Source organism: Thalassotalea sediminis (assembly GCF_030295915.1).
GTDB lineage: Bacteria > Pseudomonadota > Gammaproteobacteria > Enterobacterales > Alteromonadaceae > Thalassotalea_C > Thalassotalea_C sediminis.
In genome coordinates, this window is the sequence record NZ_AP027361.1 from 1,203,526 (window position 1) to 1,217,420 (window position 13,895).

At 38.7% G+C, this 13,895-nt stretch carries 17 protein-coding genes; 11 read left to right on the forward strand and 6 right to left on the reverse strand.

Annotated features, from left to right (window positions below):
• The first annotated feature begins 58 nt into the window (after positions 1–58).
• The 4 genes from msbA to kdsB are packed head-to-tail and all read left to right on the forward strand — an operon-like array spanning position 59 to position 3,845.
• Complete coding sequence (gene msbA, locus QUE09_RS05430) at positions 59–1,825, forward strand: lipid A export permease/ATP-binding protein MsbA (RefSeq protein ID WP_286235186.1); 1,767 nt, start codon at positions 59–61, stop codon at positions 1,823–1,825.
• A 10-nt stretch (positions 1,826–1,835) separates the two neighbouring features.
• Positions 1,836–2,867, forward strand: a complete 1,032-nt coding sequence (lpxK, locus tag QUE09_RS05435; protein ID WP_286235187.1) for a tetraacyldisaccharide 4'-kinase — start codon at positions 1,836–1,838, stop codon at positions 2,865–2,867.
• An 11-nt stretch (positions 2,868–2,878) separates the two neighbouring features.
• Entirely contained in the window at positions 2,879–3,064 is a 186-nt protein-coding gene (locus QUE09_RS05440) for a Trm112 family protein (protein WP_286235188.1), read from the forward strand.
• Between the two features lie 13 nt (positions 3,065–3,077).
• On the forward strand, positions 3,078–3,845 hold the full coding sequence (gene kdsB / locus QUE09_RS05445) for a 3-deoxy-manno-octulosonate cytidylyltransferase (protein ID WP_286235189.1): 768 nt from the start codon (positions 3,078–3,080) through the stop codon (positions 3,843–3,845).
• Positions 3,846–3,878: 33 nt separating this feature from the next.
• Here the strand turns inward: kdsB and QUE09_RS05450 are convergent, their stop codons facing one another.
• The 3 genes from QUE09_RS05450 to QUE09_RS05460 all read right to left on the reverse strand — a co-directional run bounded on the left by QUE09_RS05450 (position 3,879) and on the right by QUE09_RS05460 (position 6,452).
• A complete protein-coding gene (locus tag QUE09_RS05450; RefSeq protein ID WP_286235190.1) occupies positions 3,879–4,649 on the reverse strand; it encodes a ribonuclease H family protein in 771 nt (256 codons plus the stop codon).
• 6 nt (positions 4,650–4,655) lie between these two features.
• Positions 4,656–5,450 carry a prolipoprotein diacylglyceryl transferase gene (lgt, locus tag QUE09_RS05455; RefSeq protein ID WP_286235191.1) on the reverse strand — a complete coding sequence of 265 codons (795 nt, stop codon included), beginning with the start codon at positions 5,448–5,450 and terminating at the stop codon, positions 4,656–4,658.
• Positions 5,451–5,552: 102 nt separating this feature from the next.
• On the reverse strand, positions 5,553–6,452 hold the full coding sequence (locus QUE09_RS05460) for a prenyltransferase (protein ID WP_286235192.1): 900 nt from the start codon (positions 6,450–6,452) through the stop codon (positions 5,553–5,555).
• A 127-nt stretch (positions 6,453–6,579) separates the two neighbouring features.
• On the opposite strand from QUE09_RS05460, the gene QUE09_RS05465 reads away from it, so the two are divergent.
• The gene (locus QUE09_RS05465) at positions 6,580–7,494 is read left to right on the forward strand and encodes an aldo/keto reductase (protein ID WP_286235193.1); all 915 of its coding nucleotides are present in this window, start codon (positions 6,580–6,582) and stop codon (positions 7,492–7,494) included.
• 53 nt (positions 7,495–7,547) lie between these two features.
• Entirely contained in the window at positions 7,548–8,174 is a 627-nt protein-coding gene (locus QUE09_RS05470; protein WP_286235194.1) for a MarR family winged helix-turn-helix transcriptional regulator, read from the forward strand.
• Between the two features lie 49 nt (positions 8,175–8,223).
• Here QUE09_RS05470 and QUE09_RS05475 read toward each other — a convergent pair whose 3' ends face one another.
• Positions 8,224–9,099 (reverse strand): LysR family transcriptional regulator, encoded by an 876-nt coding sequence (locus QUE09_RS05475; protein ID WP_286235195.1) that lies wholly within the window; start codon positions 9,097–9,099, stop codon positions 8,224–8,226.
• A 90-nt stretch (positions 9,100–9,189) separates the two neighbouring features.
• Here QUE09_RS05475 and QUE09_RS05480 point away from each other — a divergent pair, with 90 nt between their 5' ends.
• From QUE09_RS05480 to QUE09_RS05490, 3 genes are read left to right on the forward strand one after another with little or no spacing between them, the layout of a single operon-like run.
• Positions 9,190–9,567, forward strand: a complete 378-nt coding sequence (locus QUE09_RS05480; protein WP_286235196.1) for a nuclear transport factor 2 family protein — start codon at positions 9,190–9,192, stop codon at positions 9,565–9,567.
• Between the two features lie 23 nt (positions 9,568–9,590).
• Positions 9,591–9,797 carry a tautomerase family protein gene (locus QUE09_RS05485; protein WP_286235197.1) on the forward strand — a complete coding sequence of 69 codons (207 nt, stop codon included), beginning with the start codon at positions 9,591–9,593 and terminating at the stop codon, positions 9,795–9,797.
• A gap of 23 nt (positions 9,798–9,820) precedes the next feature.
• Positions 9,821–10,438 carry a glutathione S-transferase family protein gene (locus QUE09_RS05490; protein WP_286235198.1) on the forward strand — a complete coding sequence of 206 codons (618 nt, stop codon included), beginning with the start codon at positions 9,821–9,823 and terminating at the stop codon, positions 10,436–10,438.
• Positions 10,439–10,480: 42 nt separating this feature from the next.
• Here the strand turns inward: QUE09_RS05490 and QUE09_RS05495 are convergent, their stop codons facing one another.
• Entirely contained in the window at positions 10,481–11,722 is a 1,242-nt protein-coding gene (locus QUE09_RS05495) for an MFS transporter (protein ID WP_286235199.1), read from the reverse strand.
• Positions 11,723–11,993: 271 nt separating this feature from the next.
• Between QUE09_RS05495 and recR the strand changes: the two genes are divergently transcribed.
• A complete protein-coding gene (gene recR / locus QUE09_RS05500) occupies positions 11,994–12,599 on the forward strand; it encodes a recombination mediator RecR (protein WP_286235200.1) in 606 nt (201 codons plus the stop codon).
• A 29-nt stretch (positions 12,600–12,628) separates the two neighbouring features.
• Here the strand turns inward: recR and QUE09_RS05505 are convergent, their stop codons facing one another.
• Complete coding sequence (locus QUE09_RS05505; protein WP_286235201.1) at positions 12,629–13,012, reverse strand: SpoIIAA family protein; 384 nt, start codon at positions 13,010–13,012, stop codon at positions 12,629–12,631.
• A gap of 198 nt (positions 13,013–13,210) precedes the next feature.
• Here QUE09_RS05505 and QUE09_RS05510 point away from each other — a divergent pair, with 198 nt between their 5' ends.
• Entirely contained in the window at positions 13,211–13,894 is a 684-nt protein-coding gene (locus QUE09_RS05510; protein WP_286235202.1) for a thermostable hemolysin, read from the forward strand.
• The last annotated feature ends 1 nt before the right edge of the window (position 13,895 follow it).

Sequence of the window (13,895 nt, forward strand, 5' to 3'; positions counted from 1 at the left end):
TGGCTGTAGATAACAAGCTAGAATAGCGAACGATGTAACTAGATTGAAAGAGTAGTGAATGTCGACGTCGACAGAAATTGAATCGTCAGCCAATGTCTCCGAAAATGTTTGGCAAAATTTTAAACGCTTAATGGGGTATACCAAGCAATATAAAGCTGCAGGTATATTCTCAATAATATGTATGCTTGGTTATGCGAGTATAGATGTCTATTTTCTTTCAAAACTGCCAACCTTGATTGATGAAGGGTTAACAGGTAAGAATCCTGAGTTTATGAAGTGGGCACCACTATTTGTAATAGTGTGCTTTGTTATACGAGGTATTTGTCATTTTCTCAGTAATTACTGTTTAGCTTGGGTCGGTAATAACGTGGTTGCTGATTTACGGCAAGCAATGTTTGTTCACATTATGGCAATGCCCGTTGCCTATCACGATAAAACATCAACGGGGACCTTAATTTCTAAATTAACTTTCGATACTGAACAAGTATTACAAGCAACTAGCAAATCGTTATTAACGATTGTACAGCAGGGCGGGCTTGTTATTGGTTTGTTGGTATTAATGTTTTGGCAGAGCTGGCAATTGTCGGCAATTTTTCTCGTTATCACACCAATTATTGCCATCATTGTGACCTACGTGTCGAAACGTTTTCGCAAAGTGAGTAAAAATATTCAGGATGCAATGGGCGAGGTCACTCGTACCGCAGAGCAAACATTTAATGGCCATAAAGTAGTGTTGACTTTTGATGGTAAAGCGCGTGAAAGTGAGCGTTTTGCAGAAATAAACAAAAATAATCGTCAGCAACGTATGAAAATGGTGGCGACGAAGTCTGCAAGCGTACCATTTATTCAAATTATCGCATCATTTGCATTAGCGTTTGTTTTATACGTAGCGACACTTGATGGCGTGGTAGATAATATTTCTGCAGGGGTATTTATGGGGGTGGTAACCTACATGACGATGTTACTAAGGCCCTTAAAACTACTAACGACTGTGAATAGTGAGTTTCAAAAGGGGATGGCAGCCTCTGGCAGTATTTTTACCTTGCTTGATGAAGAGTTAGAAAAAGATACAGGGACGATTAACTTAGAAAGATCTAACGGTGAATTGTGCTTTAAACATGTTGACTTTTTGTACCCAGGAGATGAAAAGTTTGCCCTGACAGATGTGAATTTTAAGGTTAATCCAGGAGAGACTGTTGCTCTTGTAGGGCGCTCTGGTAGTGGAAAGTCTACCGCCAGTTCTTTGTTGTTAAGATTTTATCAAGCAACGCGAGGGCAGGTATTAATTGATGGTAAAAATGTTACGGACTATAAACTTGGTGATCTAAGAAAGCAGTTTGCTTATGTATCTCAGCATGTCGTGTTGTTTAATGATAGCTTAGCGAATAATATTTCCTATGGACGACCAGATGCGACAACTGAAGAAATTAAAGAAGCAGCACGTAAAGCACATGTTCTTGAATTTGCAGAGAAATTACCACAAGGTTTAGATACTAATATCGGTGATAATGGTGCATTGCTCTCTGGTGGACAAAGACAACGTGTAGCAATTGCACGTGCATTATTATGTGATGCACCATTTCTTGTGTTAGATGAAGCTACAAGTGCGTTAGATACCGAATCGGAACGGCATATTCAAGATGCGTTAAGCGCCTTGCAAGAGAATCGAACGTCTATTGTTATCGCCCATCGCTTATCAACAATTGAAAATGCCGATAATATTATCGTCATGGAGCAAGGTAAAATTATCGAACAAGGCGACCATCAATCTTTATTAACTGCTGACGGCGCCTATGCACAGCTTCATAAGTTTCAGTTTGGATAAACATTAGTTTATGCGCTTAATTGAAAAAGTTTGGTTTCATCAACACCCCGCACGTTATGTATTAGTGCCTCTACTACTGCCATTCTCCGGATTGTTTTGGTTGATAACGTTCGTCAGACGGCTTTGTTATCGTCTAGGCGTTTTAAAACAAACTCATCATGACGTACCAGTTGTTGTTGTGGGGAATATTGGCGTAGGTGGAAACGGTAAAACCCCAGTTGTGTTATGGCTTATCGAGCAACTAAAAGCGCGTAATATCAAGGTTGGTGTTATTAGTCGAGGGTATGGTGGTAAAGCGCCTTATTACCCTTTTATCGTTGATGATACTTGCAATGCTAGTATGGTTGGTGACGAGCCTATGATGTTGTTTAAACGTTCTCAAATACCGATAGTCGTGGGAAGTGATCGAAATGCTTCAATTGCTAAATTAAAAGCAATGGCGGTTGATATTATTATAAGTGATGATGGCTTACAGCATTACAAAATGGCACGAGACTTTGAACTTATCGTTGTTGATGGTAAACGATTATTTGGTAATGGTTTGCTGTTACCTGCAGGTCCTCTGAGGGAGGTAAGCACGCGTTTAGCCAATGTTGACCAAGTTATTCTTAATGGTGATAGTCGACAATTGTCATCAGGCGCAACACCGCAATATACGATGCAATTAGTGGCGAGTAAGTTAGTAAACCTAATAACTGGTGAGTCTTTAAGCATTGAAAAATTTCGTGCTAAATGGCCTCAAGTCAATGTGTGCGCAGGGATAGGCTCACCAGAGCGTTTTTTTTCTACCGTGTCATCATTGGGCTTTTCAATAACACATCAGCAAGCATTTGTTGATCACCATGATTTTCAACTAGCTGATTTTAGAAATTTCGATAACAATATACCATTGCTTATGACAGAAAAAGACGCCGTAAAGTGTCAGGCATTTTCACAAGCACATTGGTGGTATTTACCGGTAGACGCGACGTTCGATGAATCGTCTACTTCAAGCATGATCAACGCGTTGTTAATGAGAGTTAACCCGTCTATAAAAAAATAAAGAGAATTATTATGGCTTTTGATATTAAATTAATGGAAATTCTTGCCTGCCCTGTATGTAAAGGGAAACTTCATTATAAAAAAGATCTGCAAGAACTGTGGTGTAATTTTGACAAACTTGCGTATGCGATTAATAAAGATATTCCTGTGTTATTAGAAAGTGAAGCACGTCGCCTTAGCGAAGAAGAGCGCAATTAGTTCGGAGAGAGTTATGTCATTTGTTGTTGTTATTCCTGCGAGATATGAATCTACGCGATTACCTGGCAAAGTGCTAGCTGATATCGACGGTAAGCCAATGATTCAATGGGTTGTTGAAAAAGCAGTTAAAAGCGGTGCTGATAAGGTTATTGTTGCAACCGATAACAAACAAGTCGCAACAGAAGTTGAACGCTTTGGTGGTGAAGTATGCTTAACGCGTGCTGATCATCAATCTGGTACTGAAAGACTAGCAGAAGTTGTAGAAAAATATCAATTTTCACCGCAACAAGTTATTGTTAATGTACAAGGGGATGAGCCTTTTATCCCCCCTGAAAATATCGCACAAGTTGCTACTAATCTTGCCAATCAGCAAAAGGCAAAAATGGCAACACTTGCTGTTCATATTACCGATGTTGAAGAAGCATTTAATCCTAATGCGGTTAAAGTACTCACCGACAAAGATGGCTATGCCTTATATTTCAGTCGAGCGACAATCCCTTATGATAGGGAGCGTTTTTTGGCTGCCAATGATAAAAGCGCGATTGGTGAATTTTATTTGCGTCATATTGGTATTTACGCTTATCGCGCGAGTTTTATTAATGAATATATTAGCTGGCCGGCGAGTGAACTTGAGCAAGTTGAATCATTAGAACAATTACGCGTACTTTGGCATGGTGAGAAAATTCATGTTGCGGTTGCACAAAGCCGCCTACCTGTTGAAGGGGTAGATACGCCTGAAGACCTAGAAAAGGCAAGGGTATTTGCAAAAGAAATAGCGTAAAGCTTATAAAAAAGCCCGTATACCGGGCTTTTTTTAACCAGAAGGCATAGCGAGTATTACGCCAACATCGAGTGTTTTATCAAATTTAACGAAGCTTTTTTGTTGTGACATACGGGCGTAAACCGCCATGCGATCTGCGAGCTCATTGCCTTCAATATTGGCGTGCCCTTTAACATGGCTTACGGTAAGGTGTTGTTTTAGTTGCTGATAAAGTTCAAAACAGCTTTTTATTATTTCAGGGTTTTTAATGGGTTGCCCATCAGCTTTTTTCCAACCTTTACGTTGCCAACCAGCAGCCCATTTAGTAATACAGTCAATCGAATAACGAGAGTCGCTTAATATTTCAATTGTTTGATTTTTATCAATATGTATAAATTGCTGAGCGAGTTTAAAAGACTCTAATAGCCCTAAAAGCTCTGCACTATTATTTGTACCTTGATCTTCATATAAACCGTACCAGAGTGCTTGAAGCCCACCTTTATGATAAACCGCAATACCTGTCCCTGCTTGACCCGGGTTTGGCGAACATGCACCATCACTGTATATTTGTATATCAGCGTCAACACCGTGTGCATTTGCACTTGGTTTAGTTGCTTTTTTAGTACTCGGCTTTGTTTGTGTTAATGCGCGTTTAGCAAGTGCTTTAGTATATGTATCTTGATACGCTTTTTCTGCATCTGCTTTGGTAGTGAAACCCATGTATTGGGCATCAGGTCTGCCAGAAGTAAGTTGTTGTACCTGTGGCCAGTTATCAAAAATACCTGTTTTAGCCCCTTTCCAAATTACGTAGTATTTTTTCGCCATAACGAATTACTTTTCACCATTTGATTGCGCACTGTGTTTAGCACGAATTAATAAAAATATTCCCACGAAGAAGAAAGGGATACTTAGCATTTGTCCTGTATTTAATGCTGACTCAAGTGCATATGAAGCTTGTTGCTGCTTAAAAAATTCGATAATAAAGCGCGCACTAAATGTGAGTACCAGAAATAGGCCGAGTATGGCACCAGTGCGATCTTTTATACGTGTTTTTCGATATAGCATGGTAAGTGTGATTGCGATCAAAAGGTAAGCGATGGCTTCGTATAATTGAGCTGGGTGTCTTGCAATAGCATCTACACGCTCAAATACAATGGCCCATGGTACGTCGCTTTGATGTCCTAATATTTCAGAGTTTACAAAATTTGCTAAACGAACAAAAATGCCAAAAACAGCAGTAGCAATGGCTAACCTATCCAGTAACCATAATGTTTGAATATGGTTATTTTTACAAAATAACCATGTACCGAGTATTGCACCTAAACCGCCACCATGACTTGCTAGTCCGCCTTCCCAAATAGCAAATATTTTTAATGGGTTAGCAAGGTAGAAACTGGGATCATAAAAAAAACAATGGCCGAGCCTAGCACCAATAATAATGCCAAGCACAACGTACATTAATAAGTTATCTAATAATGCTACGTCGCGTTTTTCAAGGGTGAAAATCCACTTCATGTAGTACAGGCCAGCAAAAATTGCACTGGCAAATAAGGCGCCATACCAATGAATTGTAATGGGTCCAAGTGAGAGTAAGACGGGGTCGACGTTCCAAACAAAATGTGTCACAGGTAAACCTTGATAAGGAAAAATTACTGGCGCTAATATAGCAGTCTATCTATAGTTTGTGCAGCTAAATAGGTAAAAATTATAATAAATTTAAGTGAAATATTACGTCAGCAATAAGCTTAAAGATAAGATTATTGGGGTTGCTAATGTTAAAACGACATTTATCGCCATTGCGCCTGGTTTGTCACCAATAGCATGGCGTTGACTTTTTATTGCACAAAAAACCCAAAATGTTGCGCAAAGAGGTAGAACAGCGATAGCAGAGGTTAAAGGCAAATATTCGAATATCACTAAACTTACTAAGACACTTATTGTGATCAGTGCGCTCACTAGGTATAAATTGGCGGCGTTATCAATACCAAACTTGATTGCCCAGTGATTACGTCCTACACGTTTGTCTTGTTCTATATCAGGCAGTTGGTTAACTAATAATAAATTGCTTATTAATAAGCAGGGAATAAGTAGTAAGAGCAAATGTGCAAGGGTGATCGAATGGTTAAGAACAATAATAGTACCTAGCGTCATAAAGTAGCCAAAGCCTAAACCAGGCGCGAGATAACATAGTATCGGATGACGATTAATCCAATTTGTATAGGTAATAACAAGTATTAAGCCAAGTAGACCTATTGGCAAAATAGCTAAGCCTTGCGTAACAGTAAAGTAAATACCAATCGCGCAAGTAATGACTAACGACAAGGCAGCCAGTAGCTTTACAGCATTTAGCAAATTTGAATTATGCGTAAGTAACCCACTACCACCACTGAAAGGCGTACGCTTAGTTGTTAAGTCTAAGCCACTTTCAAAATCCTGAAATTCATTAATTGTATTAACGGCGATTGCTGCGGTAACAGAACCTATTAGTGCCAGCAATACTGTAAGCGCATCAAGTTGTTGCGTTTCTCTGTAAACAATAGCAATGGCTAGCGTTACACAGATAGGCGCGAGTAATAAAAAAGCAGGTCTAGCACTAGGCAAAGCTGACGCCAAATTTGTTAAATACATTTTTTGTTAGCATTATGAAGATTATTGTTAGCATAGCCTGTACAATTGTTGACTGACAAGCTTAATTTTTTCCTGCTTCGTGTTATATTGTCAGTATTATAAAAATACCAGTGTTCAATTAATTCTTATGAAAACCTTACATTTACCACAAACGCCTTATACTTCTTCTCGATTAATATATGGTTGTATGCGTATTTGCGGCGATAACTCAATCGATGCACGTAATAAAGGAAAAAGAGCGATACAAGCAGCTCTTGATGCCGGATATAATCATTTTGATCATGCTGATATTTATGGCGGTGGAGAAAGTGAGTCTTTGTTTGGTGAAATGATGAAGTCAACGCCATCATTACGCGATAAATTAATTATTACCTCTAAAGCGGGAATTCGTCCTCGGCAAGAAAATGACTATGCACCAACGCGTTACGATTTTAGTAAGAAGTATATTTTAAATGCTGTTGAAGGTTCATTATCGCGATTAAATGTCGATTATTTAGATCTCTTTTTGTTACATCGTCCTGATTTTTTAATGGATGTGCATGAAGTCGCAGAAACCTTTGCACTATTGAAAGCTTCTGGAAAAGTAAAGCATTTTGGTGTCAGTAACTTTCTACCTTCGCAAGTTGAAATGCTGCGTTCAGTTATGTCAATGCCGCTCGTGGCGAACCAGGTTGAAATTAATATTCATAACATTGATACCTTGCTTAATGGCACATTAGATCAGTGCCAACAGCATCAGATTGCGCCAATTGCTTGGTGTCCTCTTGGTGGCGTCGCTTATTCAGCGTGGGGAAATACTTTTACCATTAGCGATGAGCAACGCATTGAAAATGAGCTAAATCAACAGGCTGAGAATTACCAATGTCAGCCATGGCAAGTGATATTAGCTTGGTTATTAAAGCATCCCGCCAATATTTTTCCGATTATCGGCACTACCACGGCTGAACGTATTGAAGCCGCAAAAGTAGCATTTTCACTTGCATATACACGTGAAGATTGGTATCGATTATTGGAAGCGAGAAATGGGCAAGCTGTTCCTTAGGTTAAGGCATTGATGAGTACAAGTCATGTAAGTAGCCTAATAGCTTTTACACAATGATAAAAACATATAGTTTTAGGCGAGAAATTGAAGAGGGTAGCGTTATTAATTCAACAGCACGTCGCTTAGCGTTTCAACTTACTACTGAGCACAAGGAACCACTCGACTTAACCGAGCATTTGCCATTCCAAATCGCAGTCGTCAGTAATTTATTGGCTTTAAATAGAGATTGGAAAATTCGTAATCTCTCTGATTTGGATCCGCGTGAAATGCGAGTTTTGCTTAATATTGGCTCTTATATGCCAATTAAGTCTGCAGATATCGCTTATCAATCACGTCTTGACTCTTACACGGTTTCTCGTGCTGTTAAAAAGTTACTTTCGTTAGGGCTAGTAGAGTCACAACCTGATCAATACAAGAAAAATGTTAAGAACCTCGTGCTTAATGAGCAAGGGCTTACGATATACAAACACGTGACTGCTGCAATGGACCAGCGCAGTAAACAGCTCGAAAGTGTATTAACGGAAGAAGAAAAATCTGCATTTTATCAAATGTTAGCGAAAATCGAAGATAAGGCTGAACAACTCCTTGCAGAGCAAGCAAAAGAGCTTATTGCACAAGGTTTAGATGCGCCAGCTGATCAGAAAGAACTTATTCGTTGGCGAAAGAAAAGTAAAGGTTAAATGCGGTTTTTAATGGTACACACGCGTTTTACGCTACACTAATGCTAGCTTATTGAAAACGCGAATACTGCCCCGAGAATACGCCTTTTTTGGTTGATAACACTTCTTTGATATAACGTCGACATTGATTAATTTTTGCCGACTTTCGTAAATCTTGATGATGTAAAACCCAAACGGCAAAATCTGACAGTGGAACGTCAATAGGTAATCTTATCACCATTTCATCTTGCACAATATCAGGCATGAAACATGGCATTCTTGCTATGCCAAATCCAGCTCTAACGGCTTGATGCATTGCATATAAATCATCTACGCGCATTATTATCTTTGGATTTTTAAAATAATGTGTTGCCCAAGCGGGCATGTTTGCTTCACTACCCCATACTATTACCGGCGTATAGTCACGTTCAATTAAATCTGCACGTTGATAAAGACCATGTTGAATATGTGTGATTTTAGTACCAATAAGATAATCGGGCGGAGTTGCTGTTACACGCACTGCTATATCGGCTTCTCTATTTGCCATATTTCGCAACCCTTTACTGACCAGTAAGTTAAGGGTAATTGCTGGGTGTTGATCCGAAAACGTTTTAAGGGGGGCAGCCATTAAAAACATAAACATGTCATTTGGCATTGTTAAGTTAATCGTGCCCTCCAATCTTGCGTCTTGCCCGAGTAATATCCGGGCAGCTTGATGTGTTTTATCTTGTAATTGCTGAACAATTTCAAATATAGATGCGCCAGCTTCTGTGAGTTGATAGCCATATTGGGTACGTTCAAATAGCCTAACACCATGTGCAGCTTCCATTGCTTGTATTCTTCTCGATACAGTTGAGTGGTTTACCCCCAGCGAAATAGCCGCTTGTGAATAACTTCCAGTTTCAGCAACGGCTCCAAAATATCTAAAGTCATCCCAGTTGTGCATATTTGCAAATCCAATGTGTGTTTATTGTGAATTTATCAGTAGTCTGATGTTTTGTAAACTACGCCTATTACTGAGATAGGAGTTAAACAAGTGGATCATATCAGTGCTATTAGACAACAAATTGACAAGTACTTTGACGGGTTATATCACGCAGATGTCTCGTTATTAATGCAGGTGTTTCACCCAAATGCTCGCTATACCAGTACTACCGACGGTGAGTTAATTCATTTATCAATGCCTGCCTATTTCGAGAATGTAGAAAATCGGCAAGCTCCTTCAAGTAAAGGGCAAGTAAGGCAAGACCGCGTACTCACTATTGATGTTATTGGCAATTATACCGCTTTAGCCAAGGTTCAATGTGTTATTGCACCGAAGTATTTCACTGATTTTTTAAGCTTTATTTACCTTGATAATAAATGGCAGATCATTAGCAAGGTATTCCACTATCAACTAACACCATTTAAATAATGTTGCACAACTGAGGAAAAACAATGCCTTATGTAAAAATACAAGTTACCGATGAAGGGGTAACAAGCTCACAAAAACAACGCTTGATTGCACAAACTACTGAGATGTTATCAGACGTATTGAATAAAGATCCCGCAACTACATTTGTTGTCATTGAAGAAGTACCACTAGAAAATTGGGGGATTTCAGGTTTGCCAGTACATGAACTTCGCCGCAAACAACAACGTTAATTTTACGCTAATAGGAAAGAACTATGTATAAACTCGTAACTTTACCTGGAACCTGTTCAACAGGTATTCATGTTTTATTAAATATCTTGGGCATTAAAGCTGAAGTAATTCACCGAGATGAGGTGCCTAATTACCAGCAAAAAGTACCTACAAATCAAGTGCCGGCATTATTAGATGGAGACCTTGTGTTAACTGAAGGTGCAGCGATAATATTGTACTTACTTGATAAACATCAAGTTACCTTCTCGAATGAACAAGAAAAAACAACGTTTAATCAATGGTTAATGTTTAACTATGCCACATTACACCCAGCTTACAGTAAATTGTTTACTACCGCTTTTGTAATGGCTGATAGTGAAGAAAAGACAATTTATTTACAACAACTTGGTGATAGTGTCGCAGAACTTTGGAAAATTATTGATAGCCGATTGGCACATCAACCTTACATTACAGGTAATAATGTGACGGTTATGGACTATCTTTTGGCGATCTATGTTAACTGGGGTAATTATTTTCCTCAATTAACAATTCCTGTTGGTGATAATGTAAAGAGATTAGTTGCTGATGTAACTCAACATAAAGCTTTTGTTGATGCTTTCGATAACGAAGGAGCAACTTTTAGTTTGCCACAGGGAGCCTAGTTATAAGGCCTTGTTAGTGCATACTCACAAGGCCTTTAAACTTTAAAGTGTTTTATGGCGGTAAAAGCTGACACTTAACAGTAACAAAATAGCAATAAATGGCAGGCTAGAGGTTACAACGCCAACCCAGCCAAACTTAAATAATACGATACCAGCGAGAAGTGAAGCACTCGCTTGACAGCCAAATATTACGAAATCATTTAACGCTTGTACTTTGTGTTTTTCATCATCGTGATAACACTGGGGAAGTAAAGACGTGCCGGTTAAAAAGAGAAAGTTCCAACCAATCCCTAATAATAATAATGCCCACCAATAGTGAATAACGGCAACGCCTGAAAATGCAATCATTGCGACAATAGCATATAAACATGTACCAATAAAAAGTAAGTGTTTTAAACCTATTCTTTTCACTAACCAACCGGTAATAAGTGAAGGAACGAACATAGCAGCAATATGTGTTTGGATAACCCATTTGGTTTCTGAAAGAGAATGGCCTTGCATATGATGCATACTGATTGGTGTTGCGGTCATCAAATAACTCATTAAAGCAAAACCTATTGCAGCACTGAGCATTGCGATCATAAAAATGGGTTGTTTTGCGATGACGCTCAGTGAGCGTCCACTGGCTTTGTCTTGATTTTGTTTAATATGAGGTGCACTAAATTGACTAAAGATGGCTAAGGCCACTAGTAATAATATTGCAATAAATGCAAAAGAGCCGGTATAGCCATGTGGAGAAGGGATCCAGTCTTTGGCTGCTACAGCTATTTCAGGCCCTAAAAAAGCAGAGAATATGCCACTAAGCATCAATACTGACAACATAGTAGGTACATCTTCTTGATTTTTAGTACTTTCTATTGCTGCAAATCGTAATTGCTGTACAAATGCCGCGCAAAAGCCTAATGATAACGCGGCTAAGCAAAATAGACTAAAGCTAGCTATTTGTGTTGCGAACATTGCTAAAACACAGCCCGTTATGCCTAAAGAAAAACCAAATTGTGTTGCAGCCTTTCGGCCAACATTTTTTGCAAGTATTGCGGCGGGAATTGCTGCCGTTGCAACGCCAAGTATCATTAAGGTTACCGGCAATGTCGCTAACGATTTATCGTTGGTTAACTTGGAAGATAAAATACCACCAATAAAGACAATCACGGGTGAAGATGCCATCACTAACGGTTGAATAATAAATAACAGGAAGATATTTCTGGGTAACGTTAACCACTTTTTCAATATAAATGCGGTCAGAATAAGTAAGGTAAGTGTTAGAATAACGTTTTGTAACATGAATGGCACTCACGGTTTGTATTATTAAATTAGCGTTAAATAACAAGCATGAATGCTGAACTGTATCAGCATGTTCAATCATTGTTACGTAATAAAGGTGATCGTTGTTGATATTTCAAATACGATATCGATCTAATGTTAGATAGCCTTCAAGTAATGGATGAATACCATGTTACACGGAAACACTTACCGATAAAAATATTAGATAAGGTTTTAATTTTTCATCGTGGATAGGGTAGACTAGCGAAAATTTTACCTTATTTTAGACGTTATGAAATTTAGTCCACTTGTTCAAGAATTAATTGATTCATTAAAGTGTTTACCTGGTGTGGGTGCTAAATCTGCACAACGCATGGCGTTTCAACTTCTTGAACGTAATCGAGTTGGTGGCAAAAAACTAGCGGGCGCCCTACAAGTAGCAATGGAAGATGTTGCCCATTGCCCTAAGTGTAGAAATTTTACTGAGCAAGCGTTATGCGATATTTGTGCGAGTGCCAAGCGTCAAAGTAATGGTCAATTGTGCGTAGTTGAGTCACCTGCTGATGTTATTGCTATCGAACAAACGGGTGAGTATCAAGGCGTGTATTTTATATTAATGGGACACTTGTCTCCACTTGATGGTATTGGCCCAGAAGATCTACAACTCGATGTGTTAGAAACGCAATTGGCAACACAAAATTATAGTGAACTCATTTTGGCAACAAACCCAACTGTCGAAGGCGAAGCTACGGCACATTATGTTGCTGAACTAGCGAAAAAGTATCAAGTAGGGATTTCACGTATTGCTCATGGTGTGCCTGTTGGTGGAGAATTAGAGTTTGTTGATGGTAATACTTTATCTCACGCGTTTTCAGGCCGTAAAAATTATCAATGGTAAGCGTTAAGCAGCTTTACATTGTTGGCTAGCTATACCTCAGCTAGCCATTCGAGCGCCTTTATCGCATCATCAAAATGCTTTACTTCGCCTTTAACAAACCAGTTGCCAATTTTCGAGATAGTTTCTAGCCAGTCTTTATGACCATATATGGCCACTTTTCTAAATTCGTTATTGTATTTTAAACCAAAAACAAAATCGTCCCATGCTGCTCTGAGTTCCCATCCTTGAAAAGCTGAAGCATCAACAAAAACGTCTACTTTAGGTGATATTACCTTTTCTAGTGCTGATTCTATGATGGGGATCACCGCTTGGTAGTCTTCATGGGTAAGTTTGCCAGTTGGCTTTAAAGAGATAAAAAATTCATCACCAGTGCGTTCTAAACCAATTGTCATGCCGTGGGCGTTAAGTGTCATGGTACCTGCCTTATCGTCGAAGTGACGAAAGTCGATTGTTGTTCAGTGTATTGCATAAACATTTGTGTTAGCTCTCTTACAGTTTAACACTTCATATCAAGGCTGCAGAGAAATCACGATAAAAACTGATCAATCTTAAGGTTTTCTTAAGTTTCACTTTTTATAGTGATCTCAACCCTAAAGAAGTGAGGCTTTCAAATGTTAGTACAAGAGACGATGCAGACGAACGGTAAAAATGTGCCAGTGAAGAAACAGGCTCGAGCTATCACATTTGATTTGTATGATAAAAATCATGCTAAAAGAAAAGATACCGAAGCTTTTGTTGCCAATGGCTTTAAGGCTGCTTATAACGCAGATATTAATCACTTTTTGCCGATGTTGCTGCAACTAACAATGTTAGATCAAAAAGCAGTATTAGGATTAAGAAGTGCGACTTCCACATTGTTTATTGAACAATATTTACCTCGAACACGTGAGTTAATGAGCTATTTCCATCCGGCAACAGCAAAACAGGACGTTATTGAAATAGGTAATCTGCATAGCTCCAATAAAGCACTCACTGCTCAACTTTTGCTCGTTACTGCTGTTGCATTATTTATGTGTGAAAAAAAATACATGGTTTTTTCAGCGACAGCGCAAGTTAGACACATGTTAACAAAAACAGGAATAAATTTAGAGAGTATTTGCAAGGCGAATAAAGCCAAATTAGTTGATAGTGCAGAACATTGGGGAAGTTATTATCAAACCTCTCCAGAAGTGATTGTTGTCGATTTACATAATGTTATGAACGTCGTTTCTACTACTTCTCATTATCACGGCATGTTTAGAAAATTATCGCAAGATATTGCCAAGCTTAGTAATCAATTACGTATTAACTTATAGG

Coding starts and splice junctions, on each gene's coding strand:
- QUE09_RS05490 (WP_286235198.1), top strand. CDS start 9,821: ATGTATAAACTCGTAACTTTACCTGGAACCTGTTCAACAGGTATTCAT.
- QUE09_RS05510 (WP_286235202.1), top strand. CDS start 13,211: ATGTTAGTACAAGAGACGATGCAGACGAACGGTAAAAATGTGCCAGTG.
- QUE09_RS05470 (WP_286235194.1), top strand. CDS start 7,548: ATGATAAAAACATATAGTTTTAGGCGAGAAATTGAAGAGGGTAGCGTT.
- recR (WP_286235200.1), top strand. CDS start 11,994: ATGAAATTTAGTCCACTTGTTCAAGAATTAATTGATTCATTAAAGTGT.
- kdsB (WP_286235189.1), top strand. CDS start 3,078: ATGTCATTTGTTGTTGTTATTCCTGCGAGATATGAATCTACGCGATTA.
- QUE09_RS05495 (WP_286235199.1), bottom strand. CDS start 11,722: ATGTTACAAAACGTTATTCTAACACTTACCTTACTTATTCTGACCGCA.
- QUE09_RS05505 (WP_286235201.1), bottom strand. CDS start 13,012: ATGACACTTAACGCCCACGGCATGACAATTGGTTTAGAACGCACTGGT.
- QUE09_RS05485 (WP_286235197.1), top strand. CDS start 9,591: ATGCCTTATGTAAAAATACAAGTTACCGATGAAGGGGTAACAAGCTCA.
- QUE09_RS05440 (WP_286235188.1), top strand. CDS start 2,879: ATGGCTTTTGATATTAAATTAATGGAAATTCTTGCCTGCCCTGTATGT.
- QUE09_RS05460 (WP_286235192.1), bottom strand. CDS start 6,452: ATGTATTTAACAAATTTGGCGTCAGCTTTGCCTAGTGCTAGACCTGCT.
- QUE09_RS05465 (WP_286235193.1), top strand. CDS start 6,580: ATGAAAACCTTACATTTACCACAAACGCCTTATACTTCTTCTCGATTA.
- QUE09_RS05475 (WP_286235195.1), bottom strand. CDS start 9,099: ATGCACAACTGGGATGACTTTAGATATTTTGGAGCCGTTGCTGAAACT.
- lpxK (WP_286235187.1), top strand. CDS start 1,836: ATGCGCTTAATTGAAAAAGTTTGGTTTCATCAACACCCCGCACGTTAT.
- QUE09_RS05450 (WP_286235190.1), bottom strand. CDS start 4,649: ATGGCGAAAAAATACTACGTAATTTGGAAAGGGGCTAAAACAGGTATT.
- msbA (WP_286235186.1), top strand. CDS start 59: ATGTCGACGTCGACAGAAATTGAATCGTCAGCCAATGTCTCCGAAAAT.